The organism is Acidobacteriota bacterium (assembly GCA_016208495.1).
Classification (GTDB): Bacteria; Acidobacteriota; Blastocatellia; order Chloracidobacteriales; family Chloracidobacteriaceae; genus JACQXX01.
In genome coordinates this window covers 84,542-101,934 of record JACQXX010000010.1, presented here as the reverse complement: position 1 = coordinate 101,934, position 17,393 = coordinate 84,542, and the positions used below count along the sequence as shown (strand labels likewise).

Genomic DNA, 17,393 nt, shown 5'->3' with positions numbered 1-17,393 from the left:
CTCAACCACGATTGGCCAGCTTTTTGGGCCTTTTACCGCCGACAACTACATCAACGATTGTATGGATCATCTTCTTCACAACCTGTTACAAAGATGGAACTTGCCGCCGCCGCTTGATCTTAACTCAAAGTAGCCGCACCCAAATCAGTTTTTGCTTTCTCGATGACGTGCCCCTACCGCGACAGCAATGTGCCAACATAGTTGAGCAAATCGTTGGCGCTTTCCGTCGTGTAGCCATGCTCACGGACCAGCCGGTCAATCACTTCGTTAATCCGCCGGAGTTGATCCGGATCGGGTGATTTGGCCGAAGTCGTGATCTTGACCACATCTTTGAGGTCGGAAAAGATTTTCTTCTCAATGGCTTCTTTGAGCCGTTCGTGTGAATTGTATTCAAACCGTTTGCCTTTGCGGGCATAGGTCGAAATGCGAATCAGGATTTCCTGACGGAAGGTGTTCTTGGCGTTTTCTGAAATCCCGATTTGCTCTTCAATCGAGCGCATCAGTTTTTCATCTGGCTCAAGCTCCTCTTCAGTCAGGGCGTCTTTGATCTTTTCCTTATTGCAGTAGGCTTCGACGTTGTCCAGATAGTTGTCACAAATGCTCTTGGCCATTTCTTCAAACGAATAGACAAATGCTCGCTGGACTTCGAGCTTGGCGATTTCGTCATATTCCTTGCGCGCCATGGTGATGAGGTTCAAATACCGTTCGCGCTCTTCAGCATTGATGCCCGTGTGCTGATCAAACCCGTCGCGGATGGCCCGCAGGGCATCAATCGCCGTGATGTACTTGCGTCCTTCCTTGATCAACGCATTTGAGAGCCGGTTGATGATGTAGCGTGGGGAAATCCCAAACATTCCCTCCCGCACCGTTTCTGCCTTTAACTCTTTGACATCCTTGCTCTTAAAGCCTTCGACGTCTTCACCGTCATAGAGCTTCATTTTCTTCAGAATGTCCACGTTGGCGCGTTTGGGTGGTTCAAGCCGGGTCAAAACGGCAAAAATTGCCGCGACGTGCAACGTGTACGGAGCAATATGGACCTGGCGGAGTTCGCTCTGCTGCAGGAGCTTTTTATAGATCCGCTCTTCTTCGGAAACCTTCAGGTTATAGGGCACGCGGATCATGATGATGCGATCCTGGAGGGCCTCGTTCTTCTTGTTGCCGACAAATGACTGGTATTCGTTTTCGTTGGTGTGCGAGACGATGACCTCATCGGCGTAAATCATCGCGTAACGGCCCGTCTTAATTGATTGCTCCTGTGACAGCGTCAGCAATGAATACAGAAATTTCTCGTCGCAGTTGTGATTGACAAAGCCGTTGCCGACATACGAATGCTCTTCGGGGACGTGGAAATCCCACAAATCGCACCGGCCTTCGGTCTTTTCTTCAACTTCATCAAAGAAATACTGGGATTCGAGCGCGGAAAAAATCGGTTCGGGAACGGCCACGTGCTCGCTGGCCACTTCGGCAATGGTTTTGGCGATTTGATATGACGGAGCGGACTTGCCCTTTGCAAAGCGCCAGAGCTGCTCGTAATTCATATCTCCGATCAACTGCCGGGCGCCAAACCGGTCACGATACCCGAGTCCGGCTGCTGCCACCGCCGCTTTGGCCGCCACCTGCAATTCCTGTTGCACCTGGCTCCAGTGAACCTGCAGATTTGGAACCGTGTCGCGATGGGCAATGTGGTCTTCAGCTTCCAGCTTTTCAGCCAGTTCGCGTTTGTAATCAATCCCAAAGCCGATTTCCCGATTGAAAATGGCGATGTTTTCGCTGTCAATCTGGATCATGTAGTACGTGCGCTGGTATTTTTCATTAAAATGCCGCTGACACTTGCTGATGATTCCATAGTTGAGCAACACAATTTGAAGCTGTTCGGCAAGCTGTTCGGAGGCGGTATTGCACGCAACATAAGTGGTTGCCGTACCATCCCCGTCAAAATACGCCCGCAAAAAGGCCGACATGATTTCTTTGGGTGAGCGGCGGATGATTTGAGGGATGTGTTTTTCGTGTGCCCGGCGGCCATCAAAACCAAACTGATGGAATAAATCGGCTAACCCTACATTGTAAACAGCATGGTGACCTTTTTCATCTGAGCAAACCTTTAGATCATAGGCGGCGAAGATTTCTTTTAAATCGGCAATAACTTGAGGGTTTTGATTTGTAATCAAAATTCCTTTATCCCGTCTCCCGGTACCCTTTAGATAACACCCCTCAGCCACAAAGTAACCAAGCAATCGAGCCAAACTGGTATCAATTTTATCTGGCAAAACCTTTGCGAGATTGCCTATTGATTGTGACTTAAACGGAGCCAATTCAGGATATTCAGTGGTCCAATACCCTTTTCGGTTTATTGCCACAAAGTCTGTTGATTCAAGGTCTTTTAGAGCCCGCCATTCAAACTGGCCACGTGCTGAAAGCACCCAAATACGGTGTTCTGGAGCACCTTCAAGCTTAAAGCCTTTCCGCGTTCGAATCTTGATGGAAGGCCCTTCACCATTGTTAATCACCTGGGTTGTATTCCAAATCCCATTTCGAGTTTGAACATCAACTCGCAGTTGGGAATTTTGTCGTTTACGAGCACCAAAAGGAAGTAATTCAGATACTTGACATATTCCTTGAGATGTATTAAGATAAGTTGTTGAGCAGACGCACTTTAGCATTTCTATAAACTCCATAATCCCCCGATTCGCAATGTTAAGTTCTCCGTCGAATCGGTATGCGCGGGGATCACTTTCCACACCGACTTCGCCGATGGAGGAAAGATCAATGGAGCCGGTCAATTCAGAAATGTCCTGGCTGTTGTGGTTGATAAAGCCGTTGGCACAGAAGGAATGCGTTCCGGGAACGGTCAGGTCATAGACGTGGGCGTGACCTTCGGTAATGCTTTGCACTTCGAGCCAGAGCAGGTTTTCATCCCGCCGCTCGCGCAAAAGCTCCAGGGCTGGGGAGGCGTCGCCCAGCAACCATTCAGATTCTTCAATCAGCCGGGTTAAGGACTGTGGCGTCAGGTTCCGTCCCCAGGCGGCTGTCGTGGCATAGCGCCGGAAGGTTGACAGTGATTGACCCTGGCGGCGGGCTTCCTGCATCAGGGCGTGCACGGCGGAGTGCATTTCGGGAATGACGTTGAAATTGGTCCGTCCCCGCTTGAGCGCCAGCCGTGACGGGTCATCGGTGCATTTGTCTCGAAGTGATGGAATTAACTCAATCAGGTCAACCACAGCGTCTCCGGTGACAATCACGGAGTAAGCAGTGAACTTGCCTTTGATGTGCTCTTCATGGACTGCCGCCACAATGCCCATATTCAACAGGGCCACTTGCAATTGGGTCGCCAGCTCACGAGATGCCGTTGCAATTTTAAAGCGGTTGCTGCCCAGTCGGCCACGGGCGCTGATGGTGCCGTCACCCCAGAAAAGACCTTCGAAAAACGCCAGCATCAGCTCTTTCGGCGCACTTGAAATAATCTGCGGCGTCCGCTTGCTGGCTGCCCCGCGAGTGATGCCACACACGGTTTCAAGCCAGTGCACCAGCTTGACCGAAGAAATTGAAAGCGAAACCGCTGGTGTACCAGCTTTGGTGTAGGTCTTTGGTTCCACCGAAAAGAGCTGCCGGCAAATATCACGGATGTCATCAAGGACACACGGCGTGGCGTTGGTAATCCAGAGCGCCGTGTCGGTCAGTGATCCTTCAGCCACGATGTAGCCCAGCAAGCGCGCGAGATCGGAGGTCAGTTCAGTCGGCAGGGTTAAATTCTTGTTCTGGCCACGACTGGATGGTCCGGTGTACTCAAAAACCGGGAGCGTCGTGGTCGAACCAAACATCTGCTGGCCACGCTGTAAGGCGACACAATCCCCGACGTTCAGATCAGCCAGTTTGGTCCAGCGAGCCTCTCCGTCCTTCAATACCAGCACTGGATGGACCAGCGAGCCTTCGAGTTCAAAGCCAAGTCGGGTTTTGATTTTTCGGGTGGGTTTGATGCCGCCATTGTAGAAATGCGACGTGGTTTCACGACCAGCCCGGCCATTGACCGTCAGGTTAAAGGGTACAAATTCGTCTTCTTCGGCTTGAAGCCGGGATTGGAGTTCGTCAAATCGGAACATGCCTTGATCAGTGAGCAAAATCGTGTTGCCCACCACACATTTCGGGTCCGACGGAGCAAAGGTCCCAATCCCAATCCGGTCCTTTTCAGAATAGACAATGCGTTCGATCAGCACATCTTCGTGTTTCCCACCGTAGGTGTGCTCCAGGTCATAGCGGGCCTGGGGGCTGAGTTCGCCTTCAATGTAGATGCCATAATGTTTGTCAATGACTTTCCGAAGGTCGGCTGGAACCAGGTGTAGTGGGTCGCCATGCATCGGGCAGCCTTTAATGGCATAGACGGCGCCATGTTCGGTGTGCGTCCACTTTTCCAGACCGCGTTTGAGCAGCGTCACAATCGTTGATTTGCCCCCGCCGACCGGGCCCATCAGCAACAGAATGCGCTTGCGGACTTCGAGCCGCTGGGCTGCCGATTTGAAATACTCGACCAGTTGCTCAATCGCTTCGTCAATGCCATAGAGTTCTTCGCTAAAGAAGTTATAGCGGGTAACTTCGTCGCGGGTGCCTTCGTTGAGTTTCGTGACCCCCGCAGACAGGATCATCTCGCAAATCCGGGCGTGAGCCAATTGCGAAAGCTTTGGATTTTGCACCACCATCTCAAAGTACTCGCGAAACGTTCCTTCCCAGTGCAGTGACTCGCGTTCGCGACGGTGAGCCTGCAACAGTTCGGTGATGCTGGGTTTCTTCTCTGTTTCTTTGTGTTCCATAACTGACCACCTCTTTTCCGCTGTCCGAAAAATTGGACAGTGAAGTCAAACAATTGGCGTTTGTCACCAAAATCAGAATTGTGAATGACCTTTTCAACGGATAATGTGCGATGGTTAAAGCCTTTTGGGGCTGAAGAAATCGGGCTGGGACCGATTGGGTTTGAGGTAAACTGGTGAAATGAAAAGTAAAATCAGCCCGTGCTTTTCAGCTCTCAGTTCGCCAGTCTTTAGCCCGAAAAACCGGTGGCATGATTCAGACACACGGTGCAAAGGCTGCCTGAGACTCGCATCTACAGCCCAAAAATTGAACTTTTCTGCAAATGTTGAATGCAAAAATTATCGTCTCAATTCGAGCCGACGTCAACCAGACACAGGGCTGAAACCAAGGGATGAGAGATGAAGGATGAGGGATGAAATAAAACCAACCAGAAGAACCAGTCACCAGCCACTTTCTTCATTCCCTAAAGTTTGCCCAAAGTACCGATCTTTGGTTTTGGTCATCCAGATGGTTGATTGAGCCAGAACCAAAGGACAAAAAGAACGAAAAGAATTGAGTGGAAGTCACTTTCGGGGAAGTTGCCTTGTTATTCCTGACCTGGGAGATTCCCGGTTGCGATTTGTGTCCCGAACAGATCGGCGGCGGTCTTTGAAGCGAATTTTTGGTTTGGTTCTTGGAAAGTATTGATTTCTAATCACTAAGGGAGCGTTAAAAAATAAGTTCCTGGGGCGCCTTCTGCCACGTCCAGGTTTTGGTTTTGCACCGCGAAGCGTTGCCGTTCGGATAGCCGGTCGGTTGGCCGCTTTGGGCCTACCACCGGATCCAAAGGCCACCTCTTGTTGCTCCCCCGCTTCGCCCGCGCCCCGCAGGGGCGCGGGCGAAGCGGGGAGAACTGGAGAGAACGAACCTGTTCCCGGTGGTAGCTCACTGTAGCTGAGCAACCACCGGCTATCCGAACGGCAGCCCTCCGGGATGCTCAATCCAAATGCCTGATTCCCAAACGAAAACGGGAAGTTGATTTTTTACAGTCCCTAACCACTAACCACTAACCACTAACCTCATTCTTCAGAAACGGTCCTTGAGCTTTGAGGCTTGATTCAGCCTGCACCAGACTCTCGTGAGGCTGTTTCCCTGGGTGAAGGTTCTGGGCAGAAACCAGTTGTCCACGTTCCAGCCGATGGAAAACCTGATTTTTGCTGCTTCGATCCCGTTTGAGGCGGACCAGCGTCACCAGTTCCTCAGCCGTACAGGCAATAATTTTCTCTTTTCCCTTTTCCTTCAGTAAATCACTGACCACTCGCCCAACCGTGACGGTATCAGCCATCAGATCCTGGTGGAGTCGGAGTCCATCACGGCGCAGGGCCAGATAGGCAAATTTGAGCGCCGACTTCCAGAGGCCAGTCATGGTATCAAGCTGCCGAACCAGTTGCGGGCGCTTCCAGGCGACGTCGCTATGGCACCAGTCGCGCTCGCGGCCATCGCGCAGCATCCGGCAAGTCCCTTCAGCCGTGCAGGGCGCAAATACATTGAATTCAGGAGCACCTGCCAGTAATTCATCCCGAACCTGCATCAAGTTCCGGGTTGTTTCCCGCAAGGCTGGTTCAATGATGAGGCACGTTCCCTGAGTGTCCAGGTGGGTGGTAAGAAAAGGCTGCAGCCAGGTAACCGGAGATTGATCAGCCGACATCGCTTCATTCAATACATTGTTGATCCAAATCAGTGACGCTGGCTCTTTGATTTTCAGCTTCTGGAGTTCAGCCACCTTCCCAAGCTGGGGAATGACTTTGACCTGCATTTGCTCCTGATCCTGGTTCAATTGCTTGACCATGTGCCGAATCAGCGCCTGGGCGTCCTGCAAGACACTCACCGATGAATCATAGAGACCAATTTCAATATTGAGCGGTGCCTCCAGATCAAGACGGCTCAAGAATGCCAGGGTGGCCAGGGTGGCCGTTCCCGGTCCGCACCCAATGTCCAGAATCCGAATCGGATTCTGAGCCAGAAATGAAGGCGAAAAAACTTCGGGTCGGTGATTGAGTTCGGTCAGTACAGCGTAGGCTTTGGCAAAATTCACCGGCAGGTAATAGAGCAAATAGGCCAGCCGCTCAGTTTCATGCCAGTAACTTTTGGTGAATTCCTGACGCTGGGTGGTGAACTGGGTTGAAAGATGAACCAGTCCGGTCGCCGCCGGTTCCAGAAACCGTTTGGCAATGTCTCCCTGGTCATATTGGCCGAGAGCATCGGGACCGAGGACATATTCAACCAGCAACCGTTCGAGCAGAGCTAAATCCTGATACATTTTGAATGAGTACCTTTTTATATTGATAATGATGAACAAGGCACTCTACTGCGGACCGCTCAGCGAAGCCAACTCCAAGTTTGAGGAAAAGTGAAAAGACCTTGACTGCCGGCCTGCCAGAAATGGCAAGTAGTTGTGATTTCTCCTGGAGTTTTGTTATTTTAGAAAAATCTCTAAACGATTGATTGGAAGGATATTGGTTGGGTGGAAGGTATGGAACAAGATACAAAATCTCAGTGGAGTTTTAACGAACGTGGTGTCATTGCTCAAACATATTCCGAGCTGGAATCAATCCCTCTCCTTGAAGCTGCCAGAAATAATCATTCATTGCCAAAAGCGTCACCAGAGAGTTGTATCCGGTCAGTTTTTCAGTCAGTGGAAGTCATTTTGTTGAATTTGACTGATCTGGTAACGAGAGCCGCCGAAGATATCCAGCACGAGAATCTGCATACCGCGGTGGTTAAGCTCGCCTGGGCAAGCGGCTTTGGGTCAATCCTTTCAGAACTCTGCATCTTACCCTATCGGCTGGCCAGCGGCAGCACGACCTCAGGGGACAGGTCCTGGCTACGAATCGAGGATTCACCTGCGTTTCAAGCACACTCCCAGGCTTTGCTCGATTTGAATCAGGTTTTTCTTCGTTTTATCGAGGAACATCCCGTTCAGGTGACCCAGGCAATTGCTGATTCCTCGGTTGATGTTCCGCTCTCTCGAATAATTCAATCGCTCAAAATCTACGCGCACGAAGTAAGCTATTGGAAAACCAGTCTTTATGAGATTGGCGTCCAGCAAGAAATCACCAGTTACGACACATTTGTCGGATCTTCATATATTCGTGAGGCGGTCCTGGGGCGAAAACTCAACGGAGACACCTTTTTCACTCAATTTCGAGGCTTACACCAGGTTCCTGAAATCATCACCGCTGAACTCAACGACCATATCGAATATGCCATCCGTTCAATCCGCGATGGGTCGCTCAATAAAGCCTCCCTGTATTTGAGGTCAGCCAATATTCTGATGTCAGTCCTGGTTGGTTCGATTGATCCAATTGCCCAGAATTTGACGCCGTCTGATTACCACAAATTCCGGGAAAATCTAGGCGTAACCAGCGGCAGCCATTCCGTCACCCTGCACTATCACTTCTTTCGAGATTTGTACCGGCAGCTTGGCACGACGTTTCTGGAGCACATACAACGGTCAGGTCAGGCGTGCTTTGGCGAAGAGAACTTGATTCAAATTATCCGGTTGATAGATGAACACAAACTGGATGATGACCGACACTTTCTAACTCACCTGATGGTCAGTGAGTTGTTGACCTTGCAAACCCGGCTTGACCAGTGGCGACACTACCATCTGCATTTACCCCGCAATGCAGTCGGTGGAGGGGGAACAAAATCACTGGCAGGTGCCCACGATGGCATTGAAGCGGTAAAAAAACTCAGAGATGTTGCCCGGGCCACCGATGCCCTCCGCCCACTGGCCGAAGCCCGACATTTAGGCCGGGCACTCCAGGACAAAGAACAGCCTCCGATTTCTAATACCGGTAACAATACACTCAATCCGTTGGACGAAGTCCTGGTAAGGTTGACGGGAAACATCACTAAAGCGAGATTTGAAAATGTTCAAGATCGGGTTGGGCATTTTTCCGAGAAATGCCCGTTTGCCCCGCCAGAGAAACGACTCGTTTAGCATCAGGTACGAGTTTAGGGAAGCTCCATGAAAAAGAAGATCGCCATCCTTTTTCACGAAAAAGATCGCTCCCAGGTTGAGTACTATGTCATTACTTCGTTGGCTGAGTACTGGCGAGAGGCAGACTATGAGGTCATTTTCATTTTTGGAGTCAGGCAATATTATCCCGCAGATCTGATTCTGGTTCACGTTGATCTTTCAGTCGTTCCTGATGAGTACCTTCACTTTGCACAGCAGTATCCGATTGTTCTGAATGGCAATGTCAAGGACATCCGAAAATCAACATTCAGCCAGAATCTGGTTCAACCAGGTGATGCTTACGAGGGAAAAGTAATTGTCAAAACAGACTTGAACTATGCGGGTCGTCCTGAACAAATGGTGCCCTGCTCCCGGACAGATTCCAGGTCTGGTATTTTAAAGTGGATCACATCCAGATTCCGATCTGAAGCCGAAAGTCACCTGCCTCGCTTTGAAACACCTCATGACTATCAGGTGTATGACACCCTGCGCGAAGTGCCTGAGGTATTTCTCACATCCCAAAATTTTATCGTCGAGAAGTTCCTTCCAGAGATGGAAGACGATCTGTTCTTTGTCCGGTATCTCCGATTTTTGGGAGATCGAACCAATGCCGTGCGTCTCGGCGCCACATCTCCGATTGTCAATGGTCGGACTCAAGTGTTCAGGGAAATCATTGAGCCGCATGCTGAAATCGTTGAGCTGCGACACAAGTTAAAGTTCGATTATGGAAAGTTTGACTATGTGCTTCACGGCGGCCACCCCATCCTGCTGGACACCAACAAAACGATTGGGGCTGCCCGCGTTCCGAATCCGCCACAAATTGAAGCCAGGTGGCGGTATCTGGCGGCTGGCATAGATGCGTATTTTTCTTGAACACACGGTTGAGGGCTGAGGGCTCGGGGCTGAAGATATAAGGATAAGATTTGAAATCCCTGATGTCTTCAGCCCTCAGCCCTCAGCCCCAAGCCCTGGATTTCTCAGCCCGTCTTCTTCAGCCCGCTGTATTTAGACTTCCGCGGCTTTACCGGTGGCTGGGGTTGGAGCCGGTTCAGTTACCTTGGCACCAGGGGCAGAGTCAGTCGCTTTGGCACCAGGTGCCGGTTCGGCTGATTTAATTCCCAATGCCGCCTCTATGTTTTTGACTTTGCCGGCTTTGGTGGTTGGTGCCGCCTCAACCGGTTTTTCAGGTGCCGGTGGGGCAGCCGGATCGGCTGGAATCAATCCCAAAATGATTCGCAGTTCGTGATCAAGCTTGTTGAGCATCTCGGGACTGGCAGCCAGGGCTGATTTGGCATTTTCACGGCCCTGCCCCAGGCGTTCGCCCTTGTAGGAAAACCAGGAGCCGCTCTTGTCAATCAGTTTGTGTTCCACGCCAAGATCCAAAATGTCGCCTTCACGGGAAATCCCGTGACCGTAAATAATGTCAAACTCGGCATCTTTAAACGGCGGCGCCATCTTGTTTTTGGCGACTTTCACCCTGGTCCGACCACCAATGATATTTTCACCATCTTTAATTTGCGTGGTTCGGCGAATATCAAGCCGGACGGAGGCATAAAATTTTAGGGCCCGCCCGCCAGTGGTGGTTTCGGGGGAACCAAACATCACGCCGATCTTTTCCCGGATCTGGTTGATAAAGATCAGACAGGTATTGGTTTTTGAGGCTATCGCCGTGAGTTTGCGCAATGCCTGTGACATCAAACGGGCCTGCAATCCAGGCAGGGAATCTCCCATATCACCGTCCAACTCAGCTCGCGGTACCAGTGCCGCCACCGAGTCAATCACCAGTAAATCAACGGCCCCTGAACGAACCAGGGCTTCGGCAATTTCCAGCGCCTGTTCACCCGAATCGGGCTGAGAAATAAAAATGTTGGCGGTATCAACCCCCAATCGATTGGCATAAGCTGGATCCATGGCATGCTCGGCATCAATATAGGCCACGGTTCCGCCCTGTCGCTGGGCTTCGGCTGCGACATGGAGTGCGAGCGTTGTTTTTCCGCCCGATTCTGGTCCATAAATTTCCACGATTCGACCACGAGGAAGTCCGCCAATGCCAATGGCGGCATCCAGGCTTAAACAGGTCGTTGAAATCGCGGCGATCTCAACCACTTTGCGATCCCCAAGGCGCATAATCACGCCTTTGCCAAATTGTTTTTCCAATCCCGCAATCGCGGCGTCTAGTGCTCGATTTTTTTCAACTTTTTCGTCTGCCATGGTTTTTTCCTAACGGGTTCTAAAAGTTAAGGTTACAGAGTTTGGCGTTTGCTCTCGAATAATGCTAAGGTTGATGGTGGCGCATCATACGGGGTGATTTGCCACCAGGTTTAATATTTTATTACATTGTGATAGAAAAAGAAAGTGCTCTGTGTTGGAAAAGGAAAAAAAACAGCGGCACATTTGAGCCGGCAAAATTTTAAACCACCATGCCACACACCATTTTCGGACTTGAATTTTCCGCACATGGTGGGGGGATTCATTCAGCCCTGAGTGTTCGGTGATTCACCTCCCAACCGCCGCCAGACTATACCATCGAAAGTACCCTGATTCAACTGGAAATCATTGAAAAAAAAGAACAAACCGGATAAGGGCGAGCCATCGCGCCTGGCGTTTTCAAACGGCTTCCAGGCCAGTGCTGATCGCCTCTTACCAGCCACGAGGGTTCCATGCTTGCTTATGCCACTTTCGAATCAAACGGCTTTTCCTTTGACTATCCTGCTGCCTGGCGACTTGAACGTCAGCCCGGTTTTGAAATCGCCGTATGCGGGCCGAGCCTGATGCGTGTGTATTTTGGTGTGGAACTCTTTCCAGACCGAAACCAGCTTCCATCAACCAATCTGTCCCCACTTCACCTCCTGGCTAAACTCCACGACGAAGCCCCCGAAGAAATCAACGGCGAACGAACCCAACTCGGTGAGATTCACGGCCTGACTGCCCGGGCCCTGTTTATCCGCGAAGGCGACCCATTTGAATCACGACTCGTGGCGGTGCGCTGCCTGCAAGGAACCGGCTATGCCCGGGCCTGCCTGGGTGTGGTGTGTCCGGTGACACTCCTCGAACCCGCCGGGGATGTTATTCACCAAATCCTGGATAGTCTGGCCCTGGAAAGAAACCCATGGCTCAAAATGCGAACCTTGCCCGCCGCCCAAACCACGCCGATTGACTTCACGGAAGAAATGCGGAACGCCCCAACCATCTTCCTGGTGCCGCCACGGGGGATTTCAACCCCGCTCCCACCACGAATGGAGGATTCCGACACCCGCGCGTTGATTTCATCGCCATCGGGAAATTTTGGTGCGGCGGCTCCGTTGTCGGAAACAGTGGATCAACTCCCAGCACTATCACAACCGGCACAACCCATCAGCGGCGGCGAAATGCCCAGACCCGCTCCGATTGGAAAACAGGAACTCTCCTCGCTTGTCTCAACCAAACTCCTGGCTGATGCCATGCTGGGCGATGATGATGATGATGACGTCGAGGACGCCGAGGAATTCACCAATCAACCTGAAGCTGCGGCAAACACGGTTGACCCATCCTCTTATATCGTCGGCACCCTGACTGGCGGCGGCGCCGGATTTCGAGATGGCCCGGCGGCACTGGCTTCGTTTCAACGCCCCAACGGCATTACCGCCGACCCCCAGGGCAATCTGTATGTGGCTGATTTTGGAAACCATCGCATTCGCCGGATTTCGCCGGAAGGCATTACCACCACACTGGCTGGAAGCACCGCCGGCTTCCGGGATGAACCAGGGTCACTGGCCATGTTTAATGGGCCGCGCGGTATTGTGTATGCCAATGGGTATCTCTATGTCGCCGACCTGCATAACCTGCGCATCCGCCGGGTAACGCTCAACGGCATGGTGAAAACCTTTGTCGGCAGTGGAAATCGTGGCCTGAGCGATGGGATGAGCCAGCAGGCCGAATTTGACGCGCCTCGGGCCGTGGCAGCCGACTCCAATGGCAATATTTTTGTGGCGGATGGCGTCCGGATCCGACGCATCACCCCTGATGGAAAAGTCCAGACCATTGCCGGAAATGAAGCTGGCTATCAGGATGGCCCGATCCACAAAGCACGGTTTGAAACACTGGGTAGTATTTCCCTGGATGGGGCTGGCAACATTTATGTCGCGGACGTTGGAAACGGCGTCATTCGCAAAATCACCCGCGATGGATTGGTCACGACGCTTCCAACCGGCCCCGCGGCCCAGGTTGGGTCGCTCATCCTTGAGCCGGTTTCCATTCTGGCTCTCCCCGATGGCACACTCTATATCGCAGATGCCGAGGATTACGCCATTAAATGCATGTTTCCGGATGGAAGTGTGGCGATTCTGGCTGGCAATGGTCGGCAAGGCAATCATGATGGATTAGGCGGACAGAGTGAAGGGTGCGCTGAATTCTGGTCGCCCACCGGGCTGGCACTGGCAAAGAGTATGCTGTTTGTGACCGACCGGGATATGCATGTGATTCGGTCCATCAGGTTTCCGCATACCATGACTGGCCCGTCCACCGAGCCGCCAGTTGAAATCACGGCACCTGTTGGCACCCTGGGCCGGACGGTGACGCCCCCGAATAATGCTTTTCTCTCCGGCGGGTATCAGGTTCCCCTCACTCCCTCCAGCGGGCTCCCTCCGCTCCACCTCACCGAGTTTCAGGTTCCAATCAGTCGGGAGCCACAGGAATATACTTTTTTCACCCTGGCTGGGAGCGAAGTGGGATTTCGGGACGGCAGCGGCGAATCCGTTCGGTTTAACTGTCCAATGGGGGTCTGTGTTGATGCTGCGGGTACGGTGTATGTCGCTGACCATTTTAATCACTGCATTCGCGGCGTAACCTCTGAAGGAACCGTCTTAACGCTGGCGGGGAGCCTGGAAAGTGGATTGCGCGATGATGCCGGAACACGAGCTTGTTTCAAAGGACCGCTTGACCTGGCCGTTGGTTCAGATGGTGCGTTGTATGTCACGGACCACCTGAATTACTGTATCCGCCAGGTGACCCCCAAAGGCGAAGTGCGAACGCTGGCGGGCAACGGCACCCAGGGGTCACGCGACGGGCAGGGCCGTTCAGCCCAATTTGAAGGCCCGAAAGGCATTGCGGTGAGTTCGACCGGGAAAATCTATGTAGCCGATGGAACGGTCATTCGCTGTATTGATCCCGATGGAACCGTGACCACACTGGCTGGCAGCGACCGTGGCTTCCGGGATGGACGCGGTACGGAAGCTGCATTTGGCTGGCCCTATGCCATTGCGCTCGATACCGAAGATAACTGCTATGTTGCCGATGCCGCCAATCATGCCATTCGTCGCGTGACACCAGATGGTACCGTGACCACCCTCTGGGGTGGCCCATCATTGAAATTTCTGAATTTTCCAAGCGGAATCGTGGTTGATCTGACGGGTGTGGTTTACGTCTCAGATACTAATAACCATCGCATTTTGCGTCTGGATCCAAATTCGGACCGGATGGGTGTTACCGCCAGCCTGATCGGCGGAACCAAGCAGGGAAAACGCAATGGACGTGGTACGGAGGCCGAACTCAGCGGGCCCAGGGGGATTTGCATTGCCCCAAACGGTGACCTTTTTGTGGCTGATTCGGTCTCACATCGCATTGTCAAAATCAGAACCACCGCCACCGCACCTGCCTCCCGCCTCCCTGGGCCACTGGCCGTGGTTGCGGTGGAGCCGACCGCGACGGCTGAAGCCAATCGTCTTGAATCTGGCCCCCATCAACCGCGGATCAGTGACGTCACCCCGGTCCCCATCAGGCCAACCAGTCCCCGATTGATGGCGCTTCCAGATGAACCCATCCCCGCGTCTTCCGGAAACAGTTTTCCAACCTGGGATGCCCCGCCCGAACTCAGCGAGGCCCCCCCCGTGCTGGTGATGAGCCAGGAGGTTCCTTCATTTACCTCGGATGCGGTGCCCCGATCAGTCCGGGATCTGGCGGAGCGGATGGAACGGCAGGAAAAACGTGCGGAGAGTACTCAATCGCCAGTTGTCAGCCTGAGCAAAGCACCTTCCGGACATGTCCAAAACATTAAAGAACGGGTGCCGCCGGTCACCCCAGTCACTCCGGAACCCACCACACCACCGCCAGTACCGCCGCCCACCCTGGTTGCGACGCCGCTTCCACCAGTCAATGCCACTCAGCCAACCAGTGAAACCAGTACCCCCTCTCTCCCAGTTCCCGTGGTGGCCCCAGTACCGTCCCCAGCGCCTCCGTCAGGGCCACGCCAGCGTCAGGCAACCCAAATGTTTGGCTGGGGCATGGAATTGACCGGGCAAATGATCATTCGCACCGAGCCGGATGGAGCGATGTATGTCAATACCTGCCAGGACTTGAAAGCCAGTGCCTTTTTCTTTCACCCGTGGGAAGCGGTCTCGGATAAAAAAGTGGTGGTTGAAGTCCGCATGCAACTCCTCAGCTATGTTGGGGACCGTGGGCACACCGGCTGTGCCATCTGGGTTGAAAATGATCAGCACGCGGACGCCTTGCTGATCCAACCGGAAGGCATCAGCTTGCTTCGGGCCACTGATTTGCAGTTTAGCTGCAATACCATGTCCGAACCCCATACCTATACCATTATCATGGAGGGGAAAAATATCCTGGTGCTGGTTGATGGAAAAATGTGTCTGAATGGAATCAACCGGTTCTGGGTTCGCTCACGGGCTAAAGGGAGTGAACCCCGTGCGGTTCGCCGGTGGCTGGCGTTTGGGGACGGATCGTCAGAAGCCGGTAGCGAATCCCGCTGGCACTTTGTACGCTATTACATCACGCACGCAACTGAATGAAGACTTGAAAATGAAGAAATCATTGAGTGGTTAGTGGTTAGTGGTTAGTGGTTAGTGGTTAGGTTAGTGGTTAGTGGTTAGTGGTTAGTGGTTAGTGGTTAGTGGTTAGTGGTTAGTGGTTAGTGGTTAGTGGTTAGTGGTTAGTGGTTAGTGGTTCTTCTTCGAAAGTATTGATTTCTAACCACTAACCACTTTTTTCATTCTTCATTCAAAAAGGGTCGTGGCGTGTGATTGATGGCTTCGCGCAGACGCGACAGATATTCAGAGCGTGATATTTCGACCGCGCCCATACGGTGGGTGTGATCGGTGATGACCTGAATATCAAACAGCTTGAAGCCACATTCCCGCAGGCGTTGCGTTAAAAAATAGAGTGCGATTTTTGAAGCATCCGGAACCCGGTGAAACATTGACTCACCAGCAAAAAACCCACCAACCGCCACACCAAAAATTCCCCCAACCAGTTCATCTCCCTGCCAGCACTCAACACAGTGGGCATATCCCGCCCGAAAAAGCTGCATGTACGCATCAACAAATTCATCAGTAATCCAGACACCATTTTGTTCCGACCGTGGCCTGGCACATTCAGTAATGACCTGATGAAACGCAGTATCAAAGCGGATTTGAAATTGATGATTGCGGATCGTACGGGCAAATCGGCGGGAAATATAGAGGCCATCCAGCTCAAAAATGGCCCTTGGATCTGGTGACCACCAGGTAACCGGGCTGACGGACCAGGGAAAGATTCCACACGCATACCCTTTTAACATCAGTGCGGGCGTCAATTCGATGCCAATTGCAACCGGACGATCCGCCGGTCCCCGGTTTGGATCCGGAAACCGGTCGCCTGGGCGCAAAATAGCAATCCCGTCAATGTATCGCATAGGCAGTTTTCGTCGTTGTCAGAATCTCCGGTTCAAACCAAAAAAGAATCAAAACCGGGTACAATAGGAAATCTCCGGCTGGGATGACTATCAAAATATTGTCCTTAATCAGGTCAGTTTACCCTTTGATCAAAAAATTCAGGTCTGCGCCAGGGTTGTGCTCAACCGGAGGCGTCCCATATCGGAAAACCCGAGCCGGTTTGGCACCGCCCAGTTCAAGGGTTGGTCCTTCACGGCGAAGCCAGGTGCCTTCACGAAGCCCAACGACCGTGGCGGAAGGGTTGACCACCAGAAACTCGGTGATGCGCTCTTCGCGGGTTTCCCCGTGATGTCCCTCGGGATGGGCATCAAGGTAATGCGGATTGATTTGAAATGGCACCAATCCCAGCGCGGCAAAGCTAGGGGGTTCAATAATCGGCATATCATTGGTGGTTTTGATGGTTGGACAGGCAACATTTGACCCGGCACTCCAGCCAATATAGGGCATTCCATCAGAAACCCGCTGGCAAATGGCATCCAGGACATTGGCCCGATACAAAGAATGCAACAGGTGAAAGGTATTTCCACCACCCACAGCAATTGCCTGAGCCTGGGTCACCGCCTGAATCGGATCCTCAAGCTCGTGCAATGAAATGACCTGATATCCCATCTGTCCAAATCGCTCGCCGACCATCTGGGCATATTCGGCATAAGATATCCGAACTCCAGCAAATGGAACAAATAGCACGGTTTGGACTCGATCCCCAAGAAAATCCTGCAAAACGGTTTCAGCGTGATCCAAATAGCCGAATCCTTCGGTTTTTGAATTGCTTAACAGCAAGAGTCGCTGATATGTCATCGTCAACAAAGCCTCCGCTTATGAACTATGAGAAATAACCGACTGAAGAATGTAGAAACTAAATCTATTCTATAGAACAAGATAAAATC

The 17,393-nt window shown here is 52.2% G+C and carries 7 protein-coding genes and 4 pseudogenes; 3 read left to right on the top strand and 8 right to left on the bottom strand.

Translation table 11 applies throughout. From position 1 onward, the window contains the following. Positions 1-173: 173 nt before the first annotated feature. The 5 genes and pseudogenes from HY774_01755 to HY774_01735 form a co-directional block, all read right to left on the bottom strand. A pseudogene (locus HY774_01755) lies at positions 174-1,295 on the bottom strand (protein prkA). A gap of 441 nt (positions 1,296-1,736) precedes the next feature. Then, positions 1,737-2,675: pseudogene (locus tag HY774_01750) on the bottom strand (hypothetical protein). Continuing rightward, positions 2,652-4,097 (bottom strand): annotated as a pseudogene (locus HY774_01745) (hypothetical protein). The pseudogenes HY774_01750 and HY774_01745 overlap by 24 nt, the downstream one beginning before the upstream one ends. A 39-nt stretch (positions 4,098-4,136) precedes the next feature. Then, a pseudogene (locus tag HY774_01740) lies at positions 4,137-4,802 on the bottom strand (protein prkA). Between the two features lie 1,043 nt (positions 4,803-5,845). Beyond that, positions 5,846-7,099 (bottom strand): hypothetical protein, encoded by a 1,254-nt coding sequence (locus HY774_01735; protein MBI4747182.1) that lies wholly within the window; start codon positions 7,097-7,099, stop codon positions 5,846-5,848. A gap of 213 nt (positions 7,100-7,312) precedes the next feature. On the opposite strand from HY774_01735, the gene HY774_01730 reads away from it, so the two are divergent. Together HY774_01730 and HY774_01725 are read left to right on the top strand one after the other, a co-directional pair. Next, positions 7,313-8,785: a hypothetical protein gene (locus HY774_01730; protein ID MBI4747181.1), complete on the top strand. Its 1,473-nt coding sequence runs from the start codon at positions 7,313-7,315 to the stop codon at positions 8,783-8,785. Positions 8,786-8,812: 27 nt separating this feature from the next. After that, positions 8,813-9,676 (top strand): hypothetical protein, encoded by an 864-nt coding sequence (locus HY774_01725; GenBank protein MBI4747180.1) that lies wholly within the window; start codon positions 8,813-8,815, stop codon positions 9,674-9,676. 132 nt (positions 9,677-9,808) lie between these two features. On the opposite strand, the gene recA is transcribed toward HY774_01725, so the two are convergent. Further along, positions 9,809-11,014 (bottom strand): recombinase RecA, encoded by a 1,206-nt coding sequence (recA, locus tag HY774_01720; protein ID MBI4747179.1) that lies wholly within the window; start codon positions 11,012-11,014, stop codon positions 9,809-9,811. A 449-nt stretch (positions 11,015-11,463) separates the two neighbouring features. Between recA and HY774_01715 the strand changes: the two genes are divergently transcribed. Beyond that, positions 11,464-15,585, top strand: coding sequence for a hypothetical protein (locus tag HY774_01715; GenBank protein MBI4747178.1), 4,122 nt, complete (start codon positions 11,464-11,466; stop codon positions 15,583-15,585). A 197-nt stretch (positions 15,586-15,782) separates the two neighbouring features. Here HY774_01715 and HY774_01710 read toward each other — a convergent pair whose 3' ends face one another. After that, positions 15,783-16,466 (bottom strand): leucyl/phenylalanyl-tRNA--protein transferase, encoded by a 684-nt coding sequence (locus HY774_01710; protein MBI4747177.1) that lies wholly within the window; start codon positions 16,464-16,466, stop codon positions 15,783-15,785. A gap of 118 nt (positions 16,467-16,584) precedes the next feature. After that, positions 16,585-17,304 carry a dipeptidase PepE gene (gene pepE / locus HY774_01705; protein ID MBI4747176.1) on the bottom strand — a complete coding sequence of 240 codons (720 nt, stop codon included), beginning with the start codon at positions 17,302-17,304 and terminating at the stop codon, positions 16,585-16,587. Between the last annotated feature and the right edge of the window lie 89 nt (positions 17,305-17,393).

Coding starts and splice junctions, on each gene's coding strand:
- HY774_01735 (MBI4747182.1), bottom strand. CDS start 7,099: ATGTATCAGGATTTAGCTCTGCTCGAACGGTTGCTGGTTGAATATGTC.
- HY774_01730 (MBI4747181.1), top strand. CDS start 7,313: ATGGAACAAGATACAAAATCTCAGTGGAGTTTTAACGAACGTGGTGTC.
- HY774_01725 (MBI4747180.1), top strand. CDS start 8,813: ATGAAAAAGAAGATCGCCATCCTTTTTCACGAAAAAGATCGCTCCCAG.
- recA (MBI4747179.1), bottom strand. CDS start 11,014: ATGGCAGACGAAAAAGTTGAAAAAAATCGAGCACTAGACGCCGCGATT.
- HY774_01715 (MBI4747178.1), top strand. CDS start 11,464: ATGCTTGCTTATGCCACTTTCGAATCAAACGGCTTTTCCTTTGACTAT.
- HY774_01710 (MBI4747177.1), bottom strand. CDS start 16,466: ATGCGATACATTGACGGGATTGCTATTTTGCGCCCAGGCGACCGGTTT.
- pepE (MBI4747176.1), bottom strand. CDS start 17,304: ATGACATATCAGCGACTCTTGCTGTTAAGCAATTCAAAAACCGAAGGA.